Origin of the sequence: Psychrobacter sp. H7-1, from assembly GCF_904846585.1 — a bacterium.
GTDB classification, from domain to species: Bacteria; Pseudomonadota; Gammaproteobacteria; order Pseudomonadales; family Moraxellaceae; genus Psychrobacter; species Psychrobacter raelei.
In genome coordinates, this window is record NZ_CAJHBH010000001.1 from 146,718 (window position 1) to 171,597 (window position 24,880).

Consider the following 24,880-nt stretch of genomic DNA (forward strand, 5'->3'; position numbering starts at 1 on the left):
GCCAGTATATAGAACCCGCCATTCATACGTCTAGCAGCAATTGTAACCGCTACAGCTAAAGCCAACTCCCCTTATTAAGTTCTGCTGTCTAAAGCGGATGCTTAGATGAGCGGCAGTTCACACTATTGAGGCACTGCAAACAAAAAACTGCTATCTAGACGAGCAAAAAAAGGCCCCGCATCCTAAGGATACGGGGCCTTTTTGTTTAACGACGTTTTGCTTAATAACGAAGCGTTTTTCAGGTCATATTATGACAATTGCGCCACGTTAATTTTATCCGCCTCTTCGGTATACTCTTCCATACGGTCGAAGTTCATGTAACGATATACTTCACCGCCCATGCTGTTTAGCATGCCAGCGTACTGCTGATACTCTTCGTTAGTTGGCAGCTTACCAAGTACCGCAGCAACTGCCGCAAGCTCAGCTGAAGCTAGGTATACGTTAGCGCCTTGGCCCAAACGGTTCGGGAAGTTACGAGTTGAGGTAGATACCGCTGTAGAGTTTGGTGCAATACGTGCTTGGTTACCCATACATAGCGAACAACCTGGCATCTCAGTACGTGCGCCGGCTTGTGCGTAAGTATTGTAGTAGCCCTCTTCCATTAGCTGGCGTGCATCCATCTTAGTGGGTGGTGCAATCCATAGACGAGTTTTCAGGCTACCTGCTGGTACTTCTTGTAGCAGTTTACCTGCCGCACGGAAGTGACCGATGTTGGTCATACAAGAACCGATGAATACTTCATCAATCTTGTCGCCAGCGACGTCAGATAAAGTCTTGGCATCATCTGGATCGTTCGGGCAGCACAGTACAGGCTCTTTGATTTGGCTCATATCGATGGTCATATCGATGGCGTATTCAGCATCAGCATCAGCACGCATCAAGCTTGGGTTCTTCAACCACTCGTGCATCGCTTCGATACGACGGCTTAGCGTACGAGCATCGCCGTAGCCTTCAGCAATCATCCACTTAAGAAGCGTGATGTTTGAGTTTAGGTACTCAGTAACTGACTCTTCAGATAAAGTGATGGTACAACCCGCTGCACTACGCTCAGCTGAGGCGTCTGATAGTTCGAACGCTTGCTCTACCGTTAAGTCTTCTAGACCTTCAATCTCTAAGATACGGCCGTTAAACTCGTTGATTTTACCTTTCTTATCAACGGTTAAATAACCTTCTTTGATCGCTTGTAATGGGATCGCGTGTACTAGGTCACGTAGGGTGATACCAGGCTGACGCTCACCAACGAAGCGAACACGGACAGACTCAGGCATATCTAGTGGCATAACACCCGTCGCTGCTGCGAAAGCTACCAAGCCAGAACCTGCTGGGAATGAGATACCCATTGGGAAACGAGTATGCGAGTCACCACCGGTACCAACAGTATCTGGAAGAAGCATACGGTTTAACCATGAGTGGATGATACCGTCACCTGGACGTAAGCTGACACCGCCGCGGTTCATGATGAAATCTGGTAGTGTGTGCTGAGTTTCAACGTCAACTGGCTTAGGATAAGCGGCTGTGTGACAGAAAGACTGCATCACTAGATCTGCTTGGAAACCTAAGCAAGCTAAGTCTTTTAACTCATCACGAGTCATAGGACCAGTGGTATCTTGCGAACCAACCGTGGTCATCTTAGGCTCACAGTACATACCTGGACGTACACCTTCCATACCACATGCTTTACCAACCATCTTCTGAGCTAAAGTAAAGCCTTTATCAGATGACGCAGGCTGCTCAGGTTTTGCAAATACGTCTGAATGCTCAAGACCCATGTATTCACGAGCGCGGTTGGTTAAGGCGCGGCCCACGATTAATGGAATACGACCACCGGCACGAACTTCATCTAGTAAGGTATTTGAGTTTAGTTTGAAGGTTGATAGTACTTCATCTGAGTCATGCTTAGTGATTTTACCCTCATAAGGATAAACATCAAATACATCGCCCATATTGATGTTATCAACAGCTACATTTTCAATCGGTAGTGCACCTGAGTCTTCCATCGTGTTATAGAAGATAGGCGCAATTTTGCCACCCAATACCAGACCGCCAGCACGTTTGTTTGGCACGTTAGGAATATCATCGCCCATTAACCAAAGTACTGAGTTGGTAGCAGATTTACGGCTAGAACCGGTACCCACAACGTCACCCACATACGCTAGAGGGAAGCCTTTTTCTTTTAGTGCTTCAATCTGCTTCATTGGACCACGTACGCCCTCTTCATCAGCAGTGATGCCGTCACGAGAGTTTTTGTGCATAGCCAATGAGTGAAGTGGAATATCCGGACGGCTCCACGCATCCTGTGCTGGAGACAAATCATCTGTGTTAGTTTCGCCCGTTACTTTGAACGCCGTATAAGTCGATTTTTGTGGTACTTCAGGACGGTTTAAGAACCATTCAGCGTCAGCCCATGACTGAACCACTTCTTTGGCTTTAGCGTTACCCGCTTCTGCTTTTTCGGTCACATCATTGAAAGCATCGAATACCAATAGGGTTTTCTTTAGAGCTTCTGCTGCGTTCTCAGCCACTTCAGCATCATCTAGCGCTTCAACTAAAGGCAATACGTTATAACCGCCTTGCATAGTGCCTAAGATATCTACTGCTTTTTGCTTAGTGATTAATGGTGAGGTTGCTTCGCCTTTTACGATCGCTGCTAAAAAGGCCGCTTTTACATAAGCTGCTTGGTCAACACCGGCAGGTACACGGTTAACCAAAAGGTCCATCAAAAACTCTTCTTCACCGGCTGGTGGGTTTTTTAATAGCTCAACTAAATCGGCAGTCTGATGCTCAGATAGTGGTAGGGGTACTGTACCAAGTTGGGCACGTTCTTCGACATGTTTACGATAGGCGTCTAACACAATAAGCGTCCTCTTTCATTATTTTATGCAGGCTAGGTTGCTTCCACTTGGGATGGGTCACTATTGTCGATTTGCTTAGCTATAAATTTGCATAACTATAAATAGCCAATAGTGAAATTTTTGTGGTGGCTTCCGGCACCTTGCAGGTGGGTTTAACTTTCGCCACTAATATAGCCTAAAATGGTCAAAAAGTTAATCACCAAACGTCACAGGCTAGGTTTTTTAAGGCCATATCCAATATTTATTTTAAAAATACCTACTATAGTTCAAGGCGCACAGCCCATATTATAATTTCAGCGCTCAGCAGCTCACTATTGAGCACGCATAGCCCCTATTAATTTTAGGTAAGCACAGTAAAATAAGAGACCATTGTCATTCATATCATGCCCCAAACCTTGAGCTTGCTCACAAAAAAGAACGGCTTATTTTTGACAAATCTAGGCCGTCCGCAGCGAAGCCCACTGTTTTTTATATTTTTTATATTTTGTTTTTTATATTTTTTTAACCGTAGATTTAGGAGTATCAGTGATGTCAAAAAGCGATCTTTATAAAAACGGCCTAGAAGTTCGTACCCAAGTGATGGGTAAAGCGCATGTCAAACGCTCTTTAGAGACTGCCACCCCGTTCACTCAGCCACTTCAAGACTGGATTATCGAACATGCTTGGGGCAGCACTTGGCAAGATGATGACATACTGCCGCGTAAGTATCGCTCCTTAATTACCCTGGCTTTTTTAATTGCCCAAAGAAGTCCGCAAGAGCTTAAGGGTCACGTTCGAGGTGCTATTAATAATGGCGCAACCGTTGCCGAAATCCGTGAAGTACTCATGCACAGCTTACCTTACTGCGGCGCGCCGACCACCCAAGAGGCGTTCCGAGCCGCCATTGATGCCCTAACCGAGCTTGGCATTGACTTACAAGATCCACTTTAATTAAAAATTAAGGCTGACTAACTTAAGGTTATTTTGCTGTTGTTATCGGGTTGAATTCTCCGCGTTTAACCTAATATCTGCTATAATAAGCGCAATAATTTTTATAATTTGACCCACCAACAAACCCTAATACTATCAAGGGTTAGGACAAAAGCTGATTATGACAACTACAGTAGAAACCTTCGTGCCGGAAGCACCACCTAAACCAAAAAAAGCCATTAAAGGCGAAAAGCTACGTGGCTATGACAAGGTGGCTCGAATCCCAATTAAAGTCATTCCAACGGTTGAAGCGCCTAAAAAACCAGATTGGATTCGCGTTAAGATGTCTTCACCTGCTGAGGTCGATCGCATCAAAAAAACCTTGCGAAAACAAAAGCTGTACACCGTTTGTGAGGAAGCCGCTTGCCCTAACCTGCCGCAATGCTTTGGGGATGGTACCGCCACCTTTATGATTATGGGTGATATTTGTACCCGACGCTGCCCATTTTGTGATGTGGCGCACGGTCGTCCTAATGAGCTTGATAAAGATGAGCCTCGCCATACTGCTGAGACCATTCAAGGCTTGGGACTTAAATATGCGGTGATTACTTCTGTCGACCGTGATGATTTAAAAGATGGCGGCGCTCAGCATTTTGTGGATGTCATCAATGAGTCAAAAGCGTTAAGCCCAAACTGCTTAATTGAAATCTTAGTGCCAGATTTCCGTGGTCGTATGGATGTGGCATTAGACTTGTTAACCGAAACCGCGCCTGATGTGTTTAACCACAATATCGAAACAGTGCCTCGCTTGTACAAAGCGTTCCGCCCGGGCTCAGATTATCAGCACTCACTAGACTTACTTAAACAGTATAAAGCGCGTCGTCCTGATATCGCTACCAAATGCGGCTTTATGGTTGGCCTAGGCGAAACTGAAGAAGAAGTATACGCTCTACTTGATGATCTAAAAGCACACGATGTGGATATGATTACCATTGGCCAGTACTTGCAGCCGAGTAAAAACCATGCCCCTGTCGATCGTTATGTCCATCCTGATGAGTTCCAGCGCTATATGGATTATGGCAAAAAAATCGGCTTCTTTAGCATTTGGGCCGGCCCTATGGTTCGCTCAAGCTATTTTGCTGATCGTCAGTATTATGGTGAAGACTGCCCTGCCCCAATTCGCAGCAAAAAAGCTTTAGAAGCTGAGGGTAAGCTTGGCTGTTAAGCGCTATTTTAATTCGTAAAATACCATCAAATAAAAAGGAGGCCTAACTCATGGGCCTCCTTTTTATGATCTTTTATTTAATATATTGCAATAACTATCAAGCCAAGACAATTTATACCTAACTAAATTGTAGTCACCTCAATGGGCTTATTATTAGACTTATTGGCTTTTATATTAAACGCCATAATACCAAATACAAGCACGCCACCAATAATATCAGTTATGGTTTCAGGATAAATAAGAAGCAATGCACCTGACGCTAAAATTATACGTGTAACTGGGTTCATCAAACCTTTAAAGTAACCCTCAACTGCGGCACTAAGCCCAATAATCCCTGTGATAGAAGTCAACGCGACAATGGCAATATCCATTATTGGAGGCAATGGAAACTCTTTGGCTGTCACAGCCAGACCAGTCGGGTCAATCATTAGCATGGTTGGATTATAAATAAACATAAATGGCACAATAAATCCAGCAAGCGCCAGCTTTAAAGATTGAAAGCCCGTCTTCATCGGATCACCGCCCGCTATACCTGCACCAGCAAATGCGGCTAAACACACAGGCGGCGTTATATTAGCAAAAATGCCGAAATAGAACACAAACATGTGTGCCGATAAAATAGGAATATCAAAGCCTGCTAAGGCAGGCGCTGCCATCGTGGCTGTAATAATATAGGCAGGAATAGAAGGCAACCCCATACCTAGCACCATAGAAGCTAACATAGTAAGTATTAATGTTAGTAGTAACGAGCCTGCCCCTAAAGTAACAATAGAGGAGGTCATTACTGTGCCAAAACTGGTTAAACTGACCACCCCAATGATGACACCCACTACTGCACAAGCCGCCATAACTGCAAGAGATTGACGTGCTCCATCTTCTAAGGCACCTAAGATGTCTTTGATACCCATACGTGTCTCTGGTCGTAACATACTAATTAATACAGTAAATCCTATAGTATAGGCAGCAGCATAACCCACAGGCACATTTTTCATTAACAGCACAATTAAAAATACGATAGGTAACAGCATATGACCTCGAACTTTCATCACTTCCTTAATTCGAGGTAAACTCTCTTTAGCAATACCCTTTAAATCGCGGCGCCCTGCTCTAAAATGAACCTGAGCAATGACTCCGAGATAATAAAGTACAGCAGGCAATAAAGCGGCTAAAGCAATTGTGCCATATTTTACACCAGTGGTTTCTGCCATAATAAAAGCACTTGCGCCCATAATGGGTGGTAAAATCTGTCCTCCTACTGAAGCACTGGCTTCTACTGCACCAGCAAAATCTCTGTGATAGCCCACCTTCTTCATTAATGGGATAGTAAACGCCCCGGTGCTTACGACATTGGATAAAGCTGAGCCATTAATACTGCCCATAAAGCCGCTTGAGAGGACAGCAACTTTGGCCGGACCACCTTGCTTGTGCCCAGCTAAAGCTAATGCTAAGTCGTTAAACAGCTGTCCCATGCCAGATCTTGCTAAAAAAGCACCGAATAATATAAATAAGAAAATAAAGGTGACTGAGGCGCCAATGGCTGTTGAATACAAACCTTCCGTCTTTAGAAATAACTGACCAAATATATCTCCCATATCGTACGGCCGGGTTAGTAACCTATCTGGCATAAAATCTAAATGGCTAACAAAAGGGTAGATTAAGAAGATACTCGCTAAAATAGGTAATATCCAACCTGTAATACGTCTACTTCCTTCTAATACACAAATAACGGTAATAATAGAAAATATAATATCAACTTGGTTGGCCATCCCTCCTCTAGAGGTTACAATATCTTGATAAGCATAAAGTAGATACGCTATGCCAGATAATGACAACAGCATCCATATCCAGTCATACCAAGCTACTTTTGCTCTACTGCTCGACTTACTGGCTGGAAAAATTAGAAATATCAATCCAAAACCGACACCCACGTGTACCGCTCTTTGAAGCAGCGCAGGCATTGGGTTAAAAGTAATATATAGATGAAATAATGAGTAGAAAATGCAGATAGCTGCTATAAAGTACTTAATGGGTCCTTCGGCTATATGACGAGTAATTGACTCTCTATCATATTTTTCTAATATTTGCTTATTTACCTGCTCACTATTTTGTGCTTCCTTGTGAGTAGTCATGACAATCATCCTTTTTTAATATATCAATCACACTATAGCTTTTTGGAGCAATAATCACCTCTGAATAATCTGGTACCCATTGATAGATTAATAAATTGTGCTCAGCGTAATGCAGTTCGCCTTTAGTTAATCTAGAAACGACCCAATTGAGCTGTGTAAACTTCCTGTTAATTTTATATCCAACAAAACCTGGTCTACTTTGTGTTTCGACCTCTTCAGTAGAAGGCGTACCTGCCCCGAAAGCCTTAAAATATGTTTTTGTTAATAATAAATAATTAGACTTATTTTGATACCACTCCTCCCACCCTTGTTTTTCAACGGAATGTATCCATCGCAGCTGAAATTCAGGCTCGGTAAAGTAGCAAACTCTGCCTTGGGTGCTAACCTCAGTGACATTCTGACGCCAAAAAAAAATAAAAAATGCAGAGGCAATTGATAATACAACTGCCCCTGCAATCAGCAACCAATGTCTTGTATTATTTACTTGCTTGCTCATCATAGAACTTTTTAGCCCCTGGATGAATAGGTGCAACCATACCTTTTTGAGCGTCTGCTAAGCTAATCGCAGAGGCGGCCTGATGCGCATTTTTTAGTCCGTCTAGATTGTCAAATAATGCTTTAGTTAACTTATAACCATCTTCTTCTGATAAATCAGAACTGACCAAAAGTGCGTTCATAATAGCCACGGTTGGTACTGGCTTATCATTACCGTAAGTGCCTGCTGGAATTTCAAAAGTATTAAAATACGGCTTACGAGTCATAATTTCTTTAAGCTTATCTTGATCAACACTGACCATCTTCAAATCGAACCCTTGCTCAAGCTCCATGATCGAAGAGTTTGGTAAACCACTATTAAAGAAGGCCGCATCGATCTTACCCGCTTTCATAGCATCCGAAGCTTCTGCAAAGCTTAAGTAATCAACAGTGATATCATCATAGGTAATGCCGAACTCTTCTAAAAGAGTACGGGCATTGACTTCTGTACCTGAACCTTGATCGCCCACTGCAATACGTTTCCCTTTTAAATCTTCAATAGTATTAATACCTGAATTTTTTGCAGCAGCTACCTGCATCACGTTGGGGTATAAGACAGCAATCTGCTGAATATTGCTCACAGGTGCGCTAAAGTTATTAACACCTTCTATGGCATCTGTTACCACGTCACTCATGACGAACGCCATGTCTACTTTGCCTTGAGACAAAAGGTTAATGTTTTCTACAGAAGCCCCTGTGGTCTGAGTTTTGGAGTTCACACCGAAGGTCTTGGCATAGATTTCTGAAAGTGAAGTGCCGATAATATTATAAGGTCCGGAGGCGCCCCCCGTGGCAATTGTGACGAATTTGGTCTGCAACTTATCTGGAGCTGTTTCTGCTGCCGATTCAGTACTCTGTTCTTTAGTCTCATTTTTCTGATTAGAGCAAGCACTCATACCCAAGCTTACTAATAAAATAGCAGAAGCAATGAATGATTTTTTAGATAATGAGAGAAGAGATAGTTTTTGTGTCATTATTATGTCCTTTTTTTAGGCTAAAGGTGAACTGAAGATCACCCATCAACGTATTACACAAATTGTGCAATCCTTGTCATTGTTGTTTATCAGTAATATTTATATCATATATTCTAACATTTCGATACATCAGATAAGCAGACGACAGCATAACGCAATCACGCCATTTAAGTTATAATATCCACATAACCGACTACCTAGACAGTATCTTTTATACGGTTTATCAAAAAATTCGTCAAATATAGGTAGAAAGTCTCTCACATTCATAGCATTAAGCTAGAGTTGACTCCAAAACTATCATAACCATCTAAATAAATACCTTTTTAACAGATCAAAATTAATGCCTACTCATAAGGACCTTCCATGGCTAAGACCATTTTGTCTTCAGATCAAGCGCATACTCTACATCACACTTTATATGCACCTAAAAATAATGCCAAAGCCACTTTATTAATAGTCCATGGTATGACCGAGCACAGCGGTCGTTATGAGAAATTTGCTAAATATTTGGCCGATCAAGACATTGCCGTTTTAACCTACGATCAGTTGGGTCATGGCCGCAGCATCAATAATGCCGAAGAGCTGGGGTATTTTACCAAGTCATATCCGGTACAAACCGTGCTAAAAGATGCGGTCATTATGGCTGACCAGCTAAAGTCTCATTATCCTGATGTGCCCCATTTTATTATGGGTCATTCTATGGGCTCTTTTGTGGTGCGCAATGTGCTACAAGTGCACAGTAGTGAATTTGCTGGTGCCATAATCATGGGCAGCAGTGACTATAACCCCTTAATTAAGGTGGCATTACCCATCGCCAAAGTACTCAATCAGTTGCAGCCTAAACGCCCCAACCCCGTTTTAGCAACAGCAATGATTAAGCTGTTTAATGCCCAACTAAAAGACAAATCCTCAAGCTCACCCTTTGCTTGGCTGGCACGTAATCCTGAAGGGGTTGCTGAATATGAAAATGATCCACTTTGTGGTTTTTATTTTACCAATAATGGATTTTGGACTTTATTCAACTTAATGGATACCGGCCTTGACAAAAACTGGGCTGAAACCATAGACCATGATTTCCCTATGTTTTTTGTAAGTGGTGAAAATGATCCTGTGGGCAATATGGGAAAAGGTATTCGCAAACTGACCAAACGCTTAAAAAAACAAGGCTTCACTAAGATAAGTCGTCAAATATATCCGCTCATGCGCCATGAGCCGCTGCATGAAACAGACAAGCAAGACGTCTATGCAGAGCTTGCAAGTTGGTTAAATACACAGATAAGTCAGTCTTAAACTTTGACCGCTACTGTTAAGTGGTCTGATTTGCTAATAAGCAAAAAATTAGCGACAATAGCTTGAGCGTTATTTTCCGGTTTAATCGGACGCTTTGCACTTAAACCCTTTTATTTGGAACCCCTATGTCATTAGAACAAATTATTGAACAAGCCTTTGAAAAACGTGCCGAATATAGCCCCGCGACTATGCCACAAGAGGTAAAAGATGCGGTAAATAGCGTACTAGACCAACTTGATAACGGTAGCCTACGTGTCGCTGAAAAAAAAGACGGTGAATGGATCGTTAATCAGTGGGCCAAAAAAGCGGTACTTTTATCTTTTCGCTTGAACGATAACTACCCTATGCAAACCGGTGAGCACGTACAGTTTTATGATAAAGTTCCCACTAAGTTTGCTAACTGGACTGAGCAGCAATTCGTTGAAGCCGGCGTCCGTGTTGTACCACCAGCGGTAGCACGTCGTGGCTCATTTATCGCCAAAGGCGTGGTATTAATGCCAAGCTATACCAATATTGGTGCTTACGTGGATGAGGGCGCGATGATTGATACTTGGGCCACAGTGGGCTCATGCGCTCAAATCGGTAAAAACGTACACTTATCAGGCGGTGTCGGCATTGGTGGCGTATTAGAACCCCTACAAGCCAACCCTACTATCATTGAAGACAATTGCTTTATTGGTGCTCGCTCTGAGATTGTTGAAGGCGTTATTGTTGAAGAGGGCTCTGTTATCTCAATGGGTGTTTATATCGGCCAATCCACTAAGATTTATGACCGTGAAACTGGCGAAATTACTTATGGCCGCGTACCGGCCGGCTCTGTGGTAGTCTCAGGTAGCCTGCCCTCAAAAGACGGTTCACACAGCTTGTATTGTGCCGTTATCGTCAAAAAAGTCGATGCACAAACCCGTTCAAAAACCAGCATTAATGAGCTACTGCGTCTGGCTTAATGGCTTAGATACCTGATACCTCATGCCTGATACCTAAACGATACTTGCTGAGCGGTACTGACTGACTTCAGCCAGATAATGACAGTTACAACTGTTGGGTTTACCCCTACTTTACGAAAAGAATTAGCCTCATGGATTTAGATAAGGTGCTTAGATAACTCTAAGCACCTTTATTCATTTTTATCGATTCATCGCTTTATGGCGTGATTTGGCTGTTGTTAAATCATGCCACTTTCATCAAGGCACACATTATGACTCAAAATACACCGCTGCGTAGCCAAGCCATTCCTGTTACTGATCCAGAAGCCGGCTTACGCATGACTGAGATTTTCTACTCCCTGCAGGGTGAAGCGCTTACCGCAGGTCTACCCACAGTATTTGTACGCCTAACGGGCTGCCCATTGCGCTGCGTGTATTGTGACACCACCTACTCTTTCACAGGCGGTGAGCGTCTGTCTTTAGAGGCGATTATGGCCGATATCGCTCAGTACCCTTGTAAGCGCATCTGTCTAACCGGTGGCGAGCCGCTAGCCCAGCCCAATGCCATACCACTGATGCAAAGGCTGCTTGATGAGGGTTATGAGATTTCTTTAGAAACTGCTGGCGCTTTATCAGTGGCAGACGTGCCTGCTGCCGTCAGTAAGGTGATGGATATTAAGACGCCCAGTAGCGGTGAGTCGGATAAGAATCTATGGTCGAACTTAGAGTACTTAACCCAGCACGATCAGCTAAAATTTGTGATTATGAATCGCAGCGATTACGACTGGTCCAAACAAAAATTGGCCGAGCACAATCTGGATAAAGTGGTGGGCACTGTCTGGTTCTCCCCTATGTTTAATGTCCATGATGATGCTCAAGGCGATGTGGCAGCAGTAGATGTGCCCAATTTAGCGCGAGAACTTGCTGAATGGATATTGGCAGATGCCCTGCCAGTAAGACTTCAGTTACAGCTACACAAAATCATTTGGGCCGATGCCAAAGGCAAATAAATAAACAACCCACTACAGCCGAGCTACAAGGAGTTACTTATGGTCAGGCTGATTGTTATTACCTTAATCGCCAGTGCATTTTTTAGCTCAACTTATATTCTAAATGAGCTAATGAGCAATGTTGGCGGACATTGGTTTTGGTCCGCCAGTTTACGCTATTTATTTACCTTGCTTATTTTGACGCTTGTCATCGCAGCTCAACATGGTATGAGGCGTATTGGCGAGCTTTGGCGACTGTTTACCGATCACTGGATATTTTGGATACTCACCGGCAGTATTGGTTTTGGTGTTTTTTATGCTGGGCTATGTTATGCCGCAGATCATGTCAGTGGCTGGGTGGTTGCTGCTACCTTTATGTTCACTGTTGTGGCAAGCTTATTGGTACTTATGGCTTTTGGCCACCGCTTTCACAAAAAGCTTATTGCTTATGCTGCACTGCTTTTACTGGGTGTCATTCTAGTGAATCTCAGTGAAGCCCTGTCCGCTCCGGCAGGTATGATTATTGATATTCCGTTATCTCATGTTGTGCTTTATGGCGCCCTGCCTTGCCTTATCGCCTCTTTTAGTTACCCCATAGGCAGTCAATTGGTCTGGCAGGCCTCTTACAATGCTCGGGTTATTAACTCACAACGGGCCAACCAAGCCCAAAAAATTAGCCAGCTACAATTTTGGTCAGTGGACAGTGACTTTCAGCCTCTGACCACACTTGCGCCCAGAATTATCTCGCTAAATATGGCCGATTATTTTTATGAAAACAACTGTGTGATTGAGTCGCAGCCGCTACCGCAGTCAAAGCTGTCTCGAGCCATTAGTCTTATTCCAAGCATAGATACTAAGCTACTGCGCAACTCTTTTAACAAGGTTTGGCTAATGACGCTAGGCAGCGCTCCTTTTTGGTTTGTTTTAGCTGCCGTGGTACAGCCAAAGTTACCAGACATGCTTCAAATAACAAATACACTCGTGGTGGCTTTATTATCAGGAGTGATTGCGACTAGCCTGTTCTTGTTCGCGCGTGAGCGGGCTCAAACTTCCAGTGAAGTTGCGGGGGTGGATGCCACTCAGGCCAGCGAGGTGATCTTTGCCTTGATAGGCGGCATGGTATTTTTAAACAATCCCATGCCTTCTTTTATCGGGCTTACAGGTATAGCCGTTATTATGATAGGGTTGATTTTATTTGCAAAAAATGGATAAGCGCTGTGGCTTAAAGGCTTGTAGAATAGCTGCATCGCCGTTATTTACAACTTTTTTCCAGAAAATAGTGACAGCACATACTCCACATGGCGCTCTACTACTTGCTTAGAAAAAGGGTCTGTTGCTGATAATCTCTTAAATTGTAGGGCAAAGGTGAATATAGAATTTACTGCCCCTATAAATAAGTATCGAACGTGCAAGCTATCCCCTTCTGGCATTAAGCCCAGTTTTTGAGCCTGCTGTAATAGATCTAACTCAGAGTCAGCATAAGGACTGATATATTCATCAGTGAACCAATTTAATAACTCAGAGTCGCCATGATTGGCTTGAATCATAAAGCGATGAAAGTCCGGAAATTCTGCACTAAAGTTAATATAATGCTTGAGTAATTCTCGAACCACTTCAATTTGCTCAAGATGGCCAAGGCTTTGTCGGTACTTTTCTGACTCGCTTAGATAAGTGTCAAATATAGCAGCAGCTGCCGCTTTCCACAGATCTTCTTTGGTGCCGAAGTGATGAGTGATTAACGTATGATTCACTCCCGCTCTACTGGCAATGGCACGGGTTGATACACCCTCAAACCCAGCAGACGCAAACTCAGCAAGTGCCGCTTTAATGATTTTGCATTTGGTCTCACGTGAACGCTTTTGCTCTGAGCGTTTTTGCGGAGCACAGCTTACTTTTGAATTCATGGTCACTTCACCTCCAAGCGATAAGTGGACAGCAGGTTAGCAAATAAAAACGGATTAAAATCACCCAGATTGCTCTATCCTCTTATCCCTTTAAACCTCACTAATTACTGTATCTTAATGATTTAAAAATAAGTTTGTTTAAACCGAATAACCTTCACTATGTCATAGCGAAAATACGTATCCAAAAGTTAAGTTTATCATATCTAAACTTTATACGCTCTGAAGTGAAGCATGCTGAGACTAGATTGATGCTCAGACCATATTAAAGCACGCCGCCCCATGTAAAGCACTTTACTCAAAACCAATAAAACCCAAGCATTAAGCTCGGGTTTTATTAAATTTAACTTTAATTATACTTAAAAAAGTATACTTAAAATATTAGGTCATCAATAACAGACTGTAAGAAACGTCAATGATCTATGAGCAGCCTACTGTCTGAGTCTCTTCGACTCCCTTACTGATTAATAATGTCGACACCTTTAGGCGGTGTAAACTTAAACTGGCTGCTATTAATGCTTGGGTTAACTTTTACATTGCTAAATTTAATAGAGGTCACTTGGCCCAAAGAGTCATTAAGTACCATCATAATGGGTTTGCCACCATTGAAGCTCACTGCTAGACTGTTAAAGTTACTGCCGCTGGCTTTTGGATAAAGGACATAATAGTTCTTTTTGGCATCAGGCTGAGTGATTTTAAAGTTGCTGGCAATTTTACTTGGGTCGCCTGATAGCAGTAAAGCTGGGGTATTACCCAATTGCTGATCGGCATTTTGACGGGTCGCTTGCTGTAAGTCCTTGTCATATACCCACATGGCACTACCATCGGTCACGATTTGCTGTTCAAACGGTGAGGTGATGTTCCAGCGGAATTTATTTGGGCGTTGCAGACTCATATTACCTGAAAAAGTACCATTTTTTGCACTGAGGCCACTTTTGCCGCCATTGGCACCTTTAGTGGTCTGAGTGAAGTTTGCCGTCATGCTCTTAGTATTAGCCAATAGCGCGTTTAAACGCTTGGCTGCAGTTAAGTTATCCGCTGCTGTCGCCGCCTGTGCTGCTTGTGACACTGCCATCATCGGCATGCCAAAGATAAGTGCACCTGATAACGCGGTGCCCATCATATTTTTCATCATTTTTGTTGTTTTGTTTTTAGGATTCACTGAATTTTGCATGTTGTAAATTATCCTTCAAAAATTAAAGCAAGGGTTAAGTAATGACCGTAGCAACGTTAAATCACCACCGTCTTTATTATATTGATAGCTTATATACAAGAAGATGTATAACTTGATGGGTAGTGTGCCATTTCTTTTATTACCTGACTAGACGAAATTTGCAAATAAAACTGCTGGCTTGTTACACAGTTATGACTTGCTTTGGACAATCCGCGATTTTGTGACACACAAGGCTTTTTTGTTAACTTAGGTTGTGCTAATTGGTGGTTATTTTTTATGCAGTATGATCTATCCGCTTGATTTATCAGATGAATTTATACAATAAAAAAAAGCTCTGATATTGCTATCAGAGCTTTTTTGTGGGTAGTGAACTAAGCACTGCCCTATAAATTCGCAACCTAATTAGAGAAGTTCTACAAAATGGCAAAACCTTTATAATTAGGCGATCGTTATTTAGGCTTCTTGAACAGAAACGTAACGACGGTTGAATTTACCTTTAGTGTCGAACTTAACAACACCATCAGTTAAAGCGAATAGAGTATGGTCACGACCCATGCCTACGCCAGCGCCTGCGTGGAATTCAGTACCACGTTGACGAACGATGATATTACCTGCCACAACATCTTGACCACCAAATACTTTTACGCCAAGCATTTTTGGGTTAGAGTCACGACCGTTACGAGTTGAACCTGCGGCTTTTTTATGTGCCATGAGAAATCTCCTTACTGAGACTAATTTATAAAACTTTATTACTATAAGTCAGTTCATCTTAAAGCACTTCGATAAGTACTGTAAAATAATTAATGTTACTTAACGTGACTGACTATATAAGTGTAAAGGTGATTACCAGCTATTAAACATTAATCGCTTTGATTTTAAGAAGCGTGTACCACTGACGGTGGCCTTGCTCTTTGTGATAATGCTTACGACGCTTGTGCTTAACGATACGGATTTTTTTGCCGCGACCGTGCTCTACTACTTCAGCTTCAACGCTTGCGCCTTCAACAACTGGCTGACCAATTTTATAATCATCGCCATCAACAACCATTAATACGTCTTCAATTTTAATGGTCTCGCCTTTTTCAGCTTTAAGTAGCTCAACTTTTAGTAGTTCATCAACGTTTACACGATGCTGTTTACCACCACTTTTAATAACTGCGTACATCTTATGACTCCGTTTAACCCGTGTGCCGTGGTTATCAAGATACCAAAAGGTGTCTGTAATAACGCTTCAGCTTTTGCCTGATTTACGTACACGACAGGGAAAGTTACAGAAAATAGCTTTGCAACAATTTTACTTTTACGCTTTATAAGATCTGCCTACTAAGCACAAACCTTATTGAGTCATGAAAGCAAATACTGCATAAGCTTTGAATATGAAGACGGAATTCTACGCATTTATGGCTTAAATTGCAATAGATGATTGCAATTTAAGCCTATGTTATGATGTTGTTTTATACTGACTTTGGCTTAAGAGCCACTTTCAATGGCCATCTTGAGATAATTAAGGGTAAATAAGACAAACTCACAACCTTAAGACGATATTTTACCGTTACTGCACACAAAACTATATTACAATATCGCCACTTAAGATCGCTGCAAGCCATGTGCTTTAAATTGGCCATCTTACCCTGAGTATATAACACAATAAACTATCACGCATTTGTAGGTGACGTGCTGTTGGCTTGAGCTAATTATCTTTTATTATATCGTGTAGAGGTTAATGGCCTTTATATGAGTTAACTGTCTATATTAGCCTTATCTTATGCCTCACCTCTTTTTGACTTCAGTTGACAATGATATGACCACACCAAACACGCCCTCTTCAACCGATACCCCTGTTATTAAAAATGAAACTATTAAAGATGAAACGCTCGATTATGCCGATATCCAGCAAATTATCGCCGATGACTTCGCCATTATGGATAAGCAGGTCTTTGGTAGCTTAAATTCAAAAGTACAGCTGGTAATGAATGTCTCTCAGCATGTGATTAATGCCGGCGGTAAGCGCATGCGTCCATTGATTACCTTGTTGTGCTCAAGACTGTGTAAAGATGAGCAGTCTAAAGATGCGATGCATTTGGCTGCCATCACCGAGATGTTACACACAGCGACCTTAGTCCATGATGATGTGATTGATGAGTCAGGCATGCGTCGTGGCCGCCCTACTGCCAATGCCACTTGGGATAATCCTACTGCAGTCTTAGTGGGCGACTATCTTATTGCCCGCGCCTTTAACTTATTGGTGGGTTTTCAAAGCTTACCTTTATTACAGCTGTTCTCAGATGGCACCTGTGACATCGCTGAGGGTGAAGTGCTACAGCTACAACACCAGCACAATCCTGAAGCCACCGAAACAGATTATATGAACATCATTGACGGCAAAACCTCACGGCTATTTATGATGGCAACCGCGGGCGTGGCTATCTTGCAAGATAAACCTGAATTTATGCAGCCCTTTAGCGACTTCGGTCAGCATTTTGGTAATGCCTTTCAGATTATCGATGACGTCCTTGATTATAGTGGGGATAGCGAAGTTATGGGCAAAAACCTAGGCGATGACTTGGCTGAAGGTAAGCCCACACTACCTACCATCGTAGCACTGCGTCTCCTAAAACAAAGTAACGCTGCCGATTACGATAAGCTGCGTATCGCTGTTCAGACCGGTAAAGTTGAGGATGCCGCCAGCCTGATCAAATTAGTACAAGGCTCTGGCGCCTTAGAGTATTGCCGTAATCGTGCTTTGGAGGAGACCCGATTAGCCCAACAAGCCTTAGCGCAGCTGCCCGATAATGAGTACCGCAAAGGTCTGTGGCAATTAACTCAGCTTGCCAGCTCACGTTTGGCCTAGCGTCACCCATTGACATTTTATACTTAAATATAACCGGTACAAATATAACCGGCGCTTAATCCCCGCGTGGTTTAGCAGCAGCCTACCAGTAACTGATGGGCTGCTGCTTTTTTATTGGCTTTATTAACCCCGTTATAACTTTATTTGCTCATAAACACCATTTAAAGTTTGTTATACTTTACACTTGTAATATATAATAGGCCGCATAATTGGCTTAAATATCCCAATTGGTCAACCTATCTTCACCTCTTTTCGACCTTCCAAACAAGCACCCCACCTATCTTTACAGCATTTAGGTGGGTTTTATTATCCAAAAAATCAAAGTCTCAAAGTTTTTGGTAATGCGTGCTTATACTCAAAAAAAACTGCCAAATGAGAGGGTAAAATAGGTAGTTATGTATAGTTGCATAACGATTATCAGTCATAATTCTAAGTCGATATCGGCTGAGCCAAGGGATATTTACAAATTTAAAACAAGTGCCTTACTCATCATTGCTAAAGTACGTATAATTTGTAAACTTCCATTATTCTTAAGCGTAACAAGCTAGCAAATATTTGCTTGTGATGACCCACTATTTAAGGTTTTTTTACATGAAACACTCGCACCTTTTCATTGCTATTAGCTTAGCTGTATCTGGTTTATTTATTGCCGGTTGCGACAAAAAAGATGAGGCTGCAGATGCTGCCGCTTCTCAGCAGCAAATGCCGCCCGCTGTGGTCAATGTCATTCCTGTACAATTCCAAACAGTTCCTTTAGTTCAAGAATTCTCGGGTCGTACAGCGGCTTATGAGGTTGCCGATATCCGCCCTCAAGTTACTGGGGTGGTGGATGAAATCTTATTTCCGCAAGGCCGCATGGTCCAAAAGGGTCAGCCTCTATATAGAATCAGCCCAGAAAACTACCAATCTAGCGCCGGCGCCAATCAAGCCGCTGTACAACAGGCTCAGGCCAATGTAGAGACTGCTAAAGCAAGCTATAACAATGCTTTGGCCAATATTGAGTCACAAAAAGCATTGTTAGAACAAGCTCAAGCTGATGTGCGTCGCCTTAAACCCTTGGTTGCTCAGCAAGCCATTTCAGAGCAGCAGTACGAGCAAGCCATGACTCAGCTAAAAACAGCACAAGCAGGTCTAAATAGTGCTCAGGCGGCGGCTCAACAAGCCCAAGCCAATATCGCAAGCTCACAAGCTGCGGTAGCCACAGCGCAGGCTCAGTTATCGGGCAGTCAATTAGATATCAGCCGTACCATTGTACGCTCGCCCATTTCAGGCGTCACTGAGCGCTCGAGCGTCACCGCTGGTGCCTTGGTAAACGCCAACCAAGCCAATCCTTTGGTTACTGTCTCAAAAATCGATCCGATTTATGTTGATATCAGCCAGTCCTCTAGCGAGCTATTAAAGCTAAAACAACAGCAAGCTAAAGGCTCAATACAAGCTGGTACCAGCACCGTTGAGTTGGTATTTGAAGATGGATCGACGTATCCGGTGCGTGGCCAATTGTCACTGGCTGAAGCCAAGGTTGAGCAAGATACCGGGGCGGTCACCCTGCGTGCTATTTTCAAAAATGATAACTACATGCTGCTGCCAGGTATGTATGTAAAAGCCCGATTAATTCAAGGCTTGATTAATAACGCGGTGTTATTGCCACAAAGCGCTATTATGCGTACGCCAAAGGGTGAAACCCAGGTGTATATTGTTGATAAAAACAATAAGATTCAGGTTCGTAATGTCACTATCGACGGCACTTATCAAGGCCAGTGGATTGTGACTGACGGCCTGCAATCAGGGGATAATGTGGTGGCCATTGGTGGCGCCAAAGTTAAGCCTGAACAAGAGGTGGTCAGTAAGCCTTATGTACCGACCTCTAGCGAAGGCGGCGCAGCCCCTCAAGCAGGTGGCGCACCTAACCAAGGGCAAGCCCCCGCCGCCAAATCTGAAATGCCAAAAGGCCCTGTAGCCCCTCAAGCGCAAAAGTCGCCTGAAGATGACGCTGCAAAATAACTCAAAAATAGGCAGACTAGGAAGAAATCATGTCACGATATTTTATTAACCGCCCTATTTTTGCATGGGTAATTGCAATTTTAGTCATGCTATTGGGTGTTATTTCGGTCATTAATTTGCCGATTGAGCAATACCCGCGCATTGCACCGCCAACCATTAAGGTCAGCGCCACCTATCCAGGTGCTAACGCACAGACCGTAGAGGACTCTGTGGTGCAGATTATTGAGCAGCGCATGAAAGGTCTAGATGGATTGATGTATATGTCCTCTAGCTCCTCCTCAACCGGTTCAGGCTCAGTCACCTTAACCTTTGAAAACGGTACCGATCCAGATACCGCTCAGGTACAGGTACAAAACAAGCTACAAGCGGCCATGAGCTCGCTACCTGAAACAGTACAGCGTCAAGGGGTCAACGTTAACAAGTCCTCTAGCAGCTTCTTAATGGTACAAGCCTTCGTCTCTGAAGATGGCTCTATGGACCGCTCAGACATTGCTGACTATGTGGCTTCAAACGTGGTTGATCAGCTTAGCCGTGTGGAAGGTGTGGGTGACATTAACTTATTTGGCTCCTCTTATGCAATGCGTGTCTGGTTAGATCCTGCTCGCCTGCGTAGCTATAATTTAGTACCCTCAGATGTGGTCAATGCCATTCGAGCCCAAAACGCTCAGGTCTCTGCCGGTCAATTGGGTCAAGCCCCAGCCGATACTGACAAACAGGTCATTAACGCCACCGTCAGTGTACAAAGCTATCTAAAAACAGCTGAAGAATTCTCAAACATATTAGTGAAAACCGATGGCACAGGCGCACAAGTACGCTTAGGTGATGTGGCACGTGTCGAGATGGGCAGTGAAAACTACAGTGTCAATGCCTTATATAATGGTAAAGAAGCCGCTGGTTTGGGTATTTCATTAGCACCTGGCTCTAACGCACTGGCCACCCGTGAGCTTGTCGCTGAGCGTATGACGCAGCTTGAAGCCAACTTCCCTAAAGGCTTAACTGCCGTTGTACCTTATGACACCACCCCATTCGTTAAGCTGTCTATTGAACAAGTGGTTCATACCTTACTAGAAGCGATTGCTCTGGTATTTGTGGTGATGTTCTTGTTCTTACAAAACTGGCGTGCGACTATTATCCCAACGCTTGCAGTACCTGTTGTTTTGTTAGGTACTTTTGGTGTGCTGTATGTCGCAGGCTTTAGTATCAACGTATTGACCATGTTTGCCATGGTACTGTCCATCGGTCTACTGGTGGATGACGCGATTGTTGTTGTGGAGAACGTGGAGCGTATTTTAGAAGAAAACCCTGAGATATCAGTCAAAGATGCCACATTCCAATCCATGCGCGAAATTAGTAAAGTGGTTATTGGTATTGCGCTCATTCTATCTGCCGTTTTCGTACCTATGGCCTTCTTTGGTGGCTCAACAGGTGTGATTTATCGTCAGTTCTCAATCACTTTAATCACCAGTATGGTGCTGTCTGCCCTAGTGGCCTTAATATTTACTCCTGCATTATGTGTGACCTTACTTAAGCGTCAAAAAAATCATGGCGAGGAGAAAAAAGGTTTCTTTGGTTGGTTTAACCGCAGCTTTGACAAAACCAGTAAAGCCTATGAACGCTTTATCGGTAAGAGTATCAATCTAAAATGGCTATACTTAATAGGATATGCGGCAATCATTGGCCTTATGGCTGTGGTTTTCCTACGTATTCCTGGCTCATTTTTACCCGAAGAAGATCAGGGTATTATGATTACCTTAGTACAGCTGCCCTCAGGCTCAACGTTAGATGAGACCCAAGAAGTACTGGATAAAGTCAGGGGCTATTACGACAGTCAAGAAAAAGACAACGTCGCCTCTGTGTTTACAGTCGCCGGCTTTAGTTTTGCCGGTCAAGGTCAAAACATGGGTCTGGCCTTCGTGCGGTTAAGCGACTGGGCGAATCGTAAAGGGGAACAAAACAGTGCCCAAGCTGTGGCCGGACGTGCCATGGGCTATTTCTTTACCCAATTAAATGAAGCTCAAGTATATGCCATTGTTCCCCCTGCCATTACTGAGCTAGGTAACGCCAGTGGTTTTGACTTAATGCTACAAGATGTGGGTAACGTGGGTCATGACGGCTTATTAGCCGCACGTAACCAACTGCTGGGTATGGCGTCACAAAATGATCAAGTCGCTGGTGTTCGCCCTAATGGTCAAGAAGATGCGCCTCAGCTCAAAGTTAATATTGACCAAGAACAAGCGGCCGCTTACGGTCTGGCTATGAGCGACATTAACAGCTTACTATCTACAGCTTGGGGCTCATCTTATGTCAACGACTTCGTTGATAGAGGCCGTATCAAACGCGTCTTCGTTCAAGGTGAAGCTGACAGCCGTACCAACCCTGAAGACATTAACAAGTGGTATGTGCGTAACAAGACTGGTGATATGATTTCTATGGGCGGCTTCTCAAGCAGTGAGTGGCAAAATGCCTCACCTAGCTTAACGCGCTACAACAGCTTTCCTTCTATGAACATCCAAGGCAGCGCTGCACCAGGTTTAAGTACCGGTGAAGCCATGGCAGCTATGGAGGAGATGGTCAGCCAATTGCCACCAGGTGTGGGCTATGAATGGACTGGTATGTCACTTGAAGAGAAAAAATCAGGCGCTCAGGCACCGATGCTATATGCCTTGTCTATTCTTGTGGTGTTCTTATGTTTGGCCGCTTTGTACGAAAGCTGGTCCATCCCATTTGCAGTGCTGCTGGTTATTCCGCTTGGGGTGTTGGGTGCAGTCGTGCTAACTTGGTTTAGACAGTTTGCTAACGACATCTATCTACAAGTGGGTTTATTAACCGTGGTAGGTCTGTCTGCTAAGAACGCCATCTTGATTATTGAATTTGCTAAAGAGCACCAAGAGGAAGGCTACAGCTTACGTGAGGCGGTAATGACAGCAGCAAGACAACGTCTGCGTCCTATTATCATGACATCACTGGCTTTCGGTTTTGGTGTGGTTCCTTTATACTTAGCAACAGGTCCAGGTGCCGGTAGCCAAAACGCCATTGGTACCAGTGTGGTCGGTGGTGTGATTACCGCAACTTTATTAGGTATCTTCTTTATTCCTATGTTCTATGTGTGGGTACGCTCTGTATTTAAATATAAGCCTGAGGGTCCAAAAGATGGCTCAGGTGGCGCTGCTGCTCAGCCGCATGCGACAACCCCTGCTCTTTCAGCTAATGGCACAAGTGCAGCCTCTACCCCAGAAAATCTTGGAGACAACACTCAATGACGACCTCTGTAACCTTAATTCCTGATTCTAAAAGTCGAAGCGTGAGTGGTTCTGTTATGCATACCCGAAAAAAATGGTCCCGTTTGTTTGGTCTATCTGCTTTGACAGTCGCAATCAGCGCCTGTCAAAGTGTTCCACTGGCCGACACAAGCCCCACAGTAGCCCGCCCCAATATTCCTTTGAATCCGGGCGAAAACTATGAGCTTTATAGCAACAACCAAGTGCCTTCAAGCCTAGCGGCTGTACGTTGGCAGAGCTTTTATTCTGACCCTAAGCTAAAAGCGCTTATCCAAATGGGTCTGGATAATAACAAAGATGTTAAGCAAGCTGTCCTAGCTATTCAGAAGGCCCAAGCTCAGTACCGCATTACTGACAGTAATGATGCGCCTAACTTAGGTTTGAATGGAGATTACTCATACGGGGCAAGTAATGCTAGAGACCGTAACCCTAGTGACAGCTTTAATGTAGGCCTAGGTATGGCGGCTTATGAGCTTGATTTTTGGGGTAAAGTGGCAAGCTTAAAAGACCAAGCGCTGCAAAATTACCTCAGCACCACAGCCGCACGTGACACCGCTCAGGTCAGCTTGATTGCCAATATTGCCAAAAGCTATGTCAATTTAAGCTATCAGCAAAAGCAGCTAGAGCTTGCCATTAGTACATTGCAGACTCGAGAAGAGTCGCTACGCATTACGCAAGCCCGCTTGGCAGCTGGCATTGACTCAAAAGCGCCTTCGCTGCAAGCAGCTGCCTCTGCTGAGACGGCTCGTATTGCTGCACTAAATGCTCAAAGCGGCGTATTAAGAGCCAAAAATGCTTTGAAATTCTTGGTGGGTACCCAGATTAGCGAAGACATGATGCCAGATCCCGCTATTCCTTCGATTACTTCAAGCCAAGTATTAAGCGCAGGCTTGCCAAGTGACTTATTACGCTACCGCCCTGATGTCTTGCAAGCTGAATACAATCTAAAAGCGGCGGGGGCTAATATTGATGTGGCTCGATCTGCCTACTACCCTTCTATTAGTTTGACAGGCAACTTAGGCTACTCAAGTAGCGACTTATCTGACTTATTTAAGAGCAGTGCTGGCAGTTGGTCGTTTGGACCCTCTATTAGATTGCCTTTATTTGATGCCGGTCAGCGTGATGCCAACTATGAAGTGGCTCAAATTGAGCGTGATCAAGCCGTTGCCAATTACGAAAGTACAGTAGAGGCGGCGTTTAAAGAGGTCAACGATGTACTGGCAGATCGAGCGACATTAGATGCCAGAACTCAAGCAGAATATCGCTTACAAGAGAACTATCAAGGTTTATTTGATATCTCTGAAGCCCGCTTTAAGGCGCAAGTGGATGACTACTTAGCGGTACTAGATGCTCAGCGCTCACTGTTCTCCACTCAGCAGTCTATTTTGAACCTTGAGCAAGAGCGTCTAAATAACCAGATTGAGCTGTATCAAGTGTTAGGTGGCGGTGCCAACTTAGGTGCGGTGGCAGTACCTACCCCTAAATATCAAAACCTGGTCAATGTCCTTGATAATAAGACCAATAAGCAAAAAGCGGTCAATGCTGTTGAAGCCAGCAAAGGGCCAAGAATTGTCACCGCTCAAGAAGCTTACCTGCTTGAGCAGCAAAAGCCTGTGAAAGTTGTGGAACAAAAACAAGCAACCCCAGTGGATATAAACAACGACAACAACACCGATGCTTATATCTCTGTGGTAGAAACCACCACTGAGCCTGCTGACTCTAAAGTGGTTCAGCCTTAGTTCAGCATCAGTTCCGCATTAGATTCTGCCCTATAATACTGACAAAAAATGGCGCTATACATAGCGCCATTTTTTATGGGTGAAACATATGAACAAAAACGCTTAAGC

18 protein-coding genes are annotated in these 24,880 nt (G+C 43.7%); 10 read left to right on the forward strand and 8 right to left on the reverse strand.

What is annotated here, in order from left to right; all coding sequences use genetic code 11:
* Nucleotides 1-248: 248 nt before the first annotated feature.
* Nucleotides 249-2,852: a bifunctional aconitate hydratase 2/2-methylisocitrate dehydratase gene (gene acnB / locus JMX92_RS00635; protein ID WP_201543297.1), complete on the reverse strand. Its 2,604-nt coding sequence runs from the start codon at nt 2,850-2,852 to the stop codon at nt 249-251.
* A 528-nt stretch (nt 2,853-3,380) separates the two neighbouring features.
* Between acnB and JMX92_RS00640 the strand changes: the two genes are divergently transcribed.
* Nucleotides 3,381-3,782: a carboxymuconolactone decarboxylase family protein gene (locus JMX92_RS00640; protein ID WP_201543299.1), complete on the forward strand. Its 402-nt coding sequence runs from the start codon at nt 3,381-3,383 to the stop codon at nt 3,780-3,782.
* Between the two features lie 160 nt (nt 3,783-3,942).
* Complete coding sequence (gene lipA, locus JMX92_RS00645) at nt 3,943-4,986, forward strand: lipoyl synthase (protein WP_011960169.1); 1,044 nt, start codon at nt 3,943-3,945, stop codon at nt 4,984-4,986.
* A 122-nt stretch (nt 4,987-5,108) separates the two neighbouring features.
* Here lipA and JMX92_RS00650 read toward each other — a convergent pair whose 3' ends face one another.
* Genes JMX92_RS00650 through JMX92_RS00660 form a run of 3 tightly spaced genes read right to left on the reverse strand, consistent with a single transcriptional unit; the run spans nt 5,109 to nt 8,545 of the window.
* Nucleotides 5,109-7,115: a TRAP transporter permease gene (locus JMX92_RS00650; RefSeq protein WP_201543301.1), complete on the reverse strand. Its 2,007-nt coding sequence runs from the start codon at nt 7,113-7,115 to the stop codon at nt 5,109-5,111.
* The gene (locus JMX92_RS00655) at nt 7,087-7,614 is read right to left on the reverse strand and encodes a DUF1850 domain-containing protein (protein WP_201543303.1); all 528 of its coding nucleotides are present in this window, start codon (nt 7,612-7,614) and stop codon (nt 7,087-7,089) included. The genes JMX92_RS00650 and JMX92_RS00655 overlap by 29 nt, the downstream gene beginning before the upstream one ends.
* Nucleotides 7,592-8,545 (reverse strand): TAXI family TRAP transporter solute-binding subunit, encoded by a 954-nt coding sequence (locus JMX92_RS00660; protein ID WP_413786847.1) that lies wholly within the window; start codon nt 8,543-8,545, stop codon nt 7,592-7,594. The genes JMX92_RS00655 and JMX92_RS00660 overlap by 23 nt, the downstream gene beginning before the upstream one ends.
* 441 nt (nt 8,546-8,986) lie before the next feature.
* On the opposite strand from JMX92_RS00660, the gene JMX92_RS00665 reads away from it, so the two are divergent.
* The 4 genes from JMX92_RS00665 to JMX92_RS00680 all read left to right on the forward strand — a co-directional run bounded on the left by JMX92_RS00665 (nt 8,987) and on the right by JMX92_RS00680 (nt 13,040).
* The gene (locus JMX92_RS00665) at nt 8,987-9,913 is read left to right on the forward strand and encodes an alpha/beta fold hydrolase (RefSeq protein WP_201543305.1); all 927 of its coding nucleotides are present in this window, start codon (nt 8,987-8,989) and stop codon (nt 9,911-9,913) included.
* A gap of 125 nt (nt 9,914-10,038) precedes the next feature.
* On the forward strand, nt 10,039-10,860 hold the full coding sequence (gene dapD / locus JMX92_RS00670) for a 2,3,4,5-tetrahydropyridine-2,6-dicarboxylate N-succinyltransferase (protein ID WP_011960167.1): 822 nt from the start codon (nt 10,039-10,041) through the stop codon (nt 10,858-10,860).
* Between the two features lie 251 nt (nt 10,861-11,111).
* Entirely contained in the window at nt 11,112-11,849 is a 738-nt protein-coding gene (queE, locus tag JMX92_RS00675) for a 7-carboxy-7-deazaguanine synthase QueE (RefSeq protein WP_110816396.1), read from the forward strand.
* Nucleotides 11,850-11,888: 39 nt separating this feature from the next.
* On the forward strand, nt 11,889-13,040 hold the full coding sequence (locus JMX92_RS00680; RefSeq protein ID WP_011960165.1) for a multidrug resistance efflux transporter family protein: 1,152 nt from the start codon (nt 11,889-11,891) through the stop codon (nt 13,038-13,040).
* Between the two features lie 44 nt (nt 13,041-13,084).
* Here JMX92_RS00680 and JMX92_RS00685 read toward each other — a convergent pair whose 3' ends face one another.
* The 4 genes from JMX92_RS00685 to rplU form a co-directional block, all read right to left on the reverse strand.
* Nucleotides 13,085-13,732, reverse strand: a complete 648-nt coding sequence (locus JMX92_RS00685; RefSeq protein ID WP_201543308.1) for a TetR/AcrR family transcriptional regulator — start codon at nt 13,730-13,732, stop codon at nt 13,085-13,087.
* 454 nt (nt 13,733-14,186) lie between these two features.
* Entirely contained in the window at nt 14,187-14,903 is a 717-nt protein-coding gene (gene lolA, locus JMX92_RS00690; RefSeq protein ID WP_155586889.1) for an outer membrane lipoprotein chaperone LolA, read from the reverse strand.
* 453 nt (nt 14,904-15,356) lie between these two features.
* Nucleotides 15,357-15,614 carry a 50S ribosomal protein L27 gene (rpmA, locus tag JMX92_RS00695; protein ID WP_011960162.1) on the reverse strand — a complete coding sequence of 86 codons (258 nt, stop codon included), beginning with the start codon at nt 15,612-15,614 and terminating at the stop codon, nt 15,357-15,359.
* A gap of 142 nt (nt 15,615-15,756) precedes the next feature.
* A complete protein-coding gene (gene rplU, locus JMX92_RS00700; protein WP_007393805.1) occupies nt 15,757-16,068 on the reverse strand; it encodes a 50S ribosomal protein L21 in 312 nt (103 codons plus the stop codon).
* A 756-nt stretch (nt 16,069-16,824) separates the two neighbouring features.
* Here rplU and JMX92_RS00705 point away from each other — a divergent pair.
* The 4 genes from JMX92_RS00705 to JMX92_RS00720 all read left to right on the forward strand — a co-directional run bounded on the left by JMX92_RS00705 (nt 16,825) and on the right by JMX92_RS00720 (nt 24,772).
* Nucleotides 16,825-17,754, forward strand: a complete 930-nt coding sequence (locus JMX92_RS00705) for a polyprenyl synthetase family protein (RefSeq protein WP_413786848.1) — start codon at nt 16,825-16,827, stop codon at nt 17,752-17,754.
* A gap of 591 nt (nt 17,755-18,345) precedes the next feature.
* Nucleotides 18,346-19,755 carry an efflux RND transporter periplasmic adaptor subunit gene (locus JMX92_RS00710; protein ID WP_201543312.1) on the forward strand — a complete coding sequence of 470 codons (1,410 nt, stop codon included), beginning with the start codon at nt 18,346-18,348 and terminating at the stop codon, nt 19,753-19,755.
* A gap of 29 nt (nt 19,756-19,784) precedes the next feature.
* Entirely contained in the window at nt 19,785-23,015 is a 3,231-nt protein-coding gene (locus JMX92_RS00715) for an efflux RND transporter permease subunit (RefSeq protein WP_201543314.1), read from the forward strand.
* Nucleotides 23,012-24,772 (forward strand): efflux transporter outer membrane subunit, encoded by a 1,761-nt coding sequence (locus tag JMX92_RS00720; protein ID WP_201543316.1) that lies wholly within the window; start codon nt 23,012-23,014, stop codon nt 24,770-24,772. Before JMX92_RS00715 ends, JMX92_RS00720 begins: the two co-directional genes overlap by 4 nt.
* Nucleotides 24,773-24,880 lie beyond the last annotated feature (108 nt).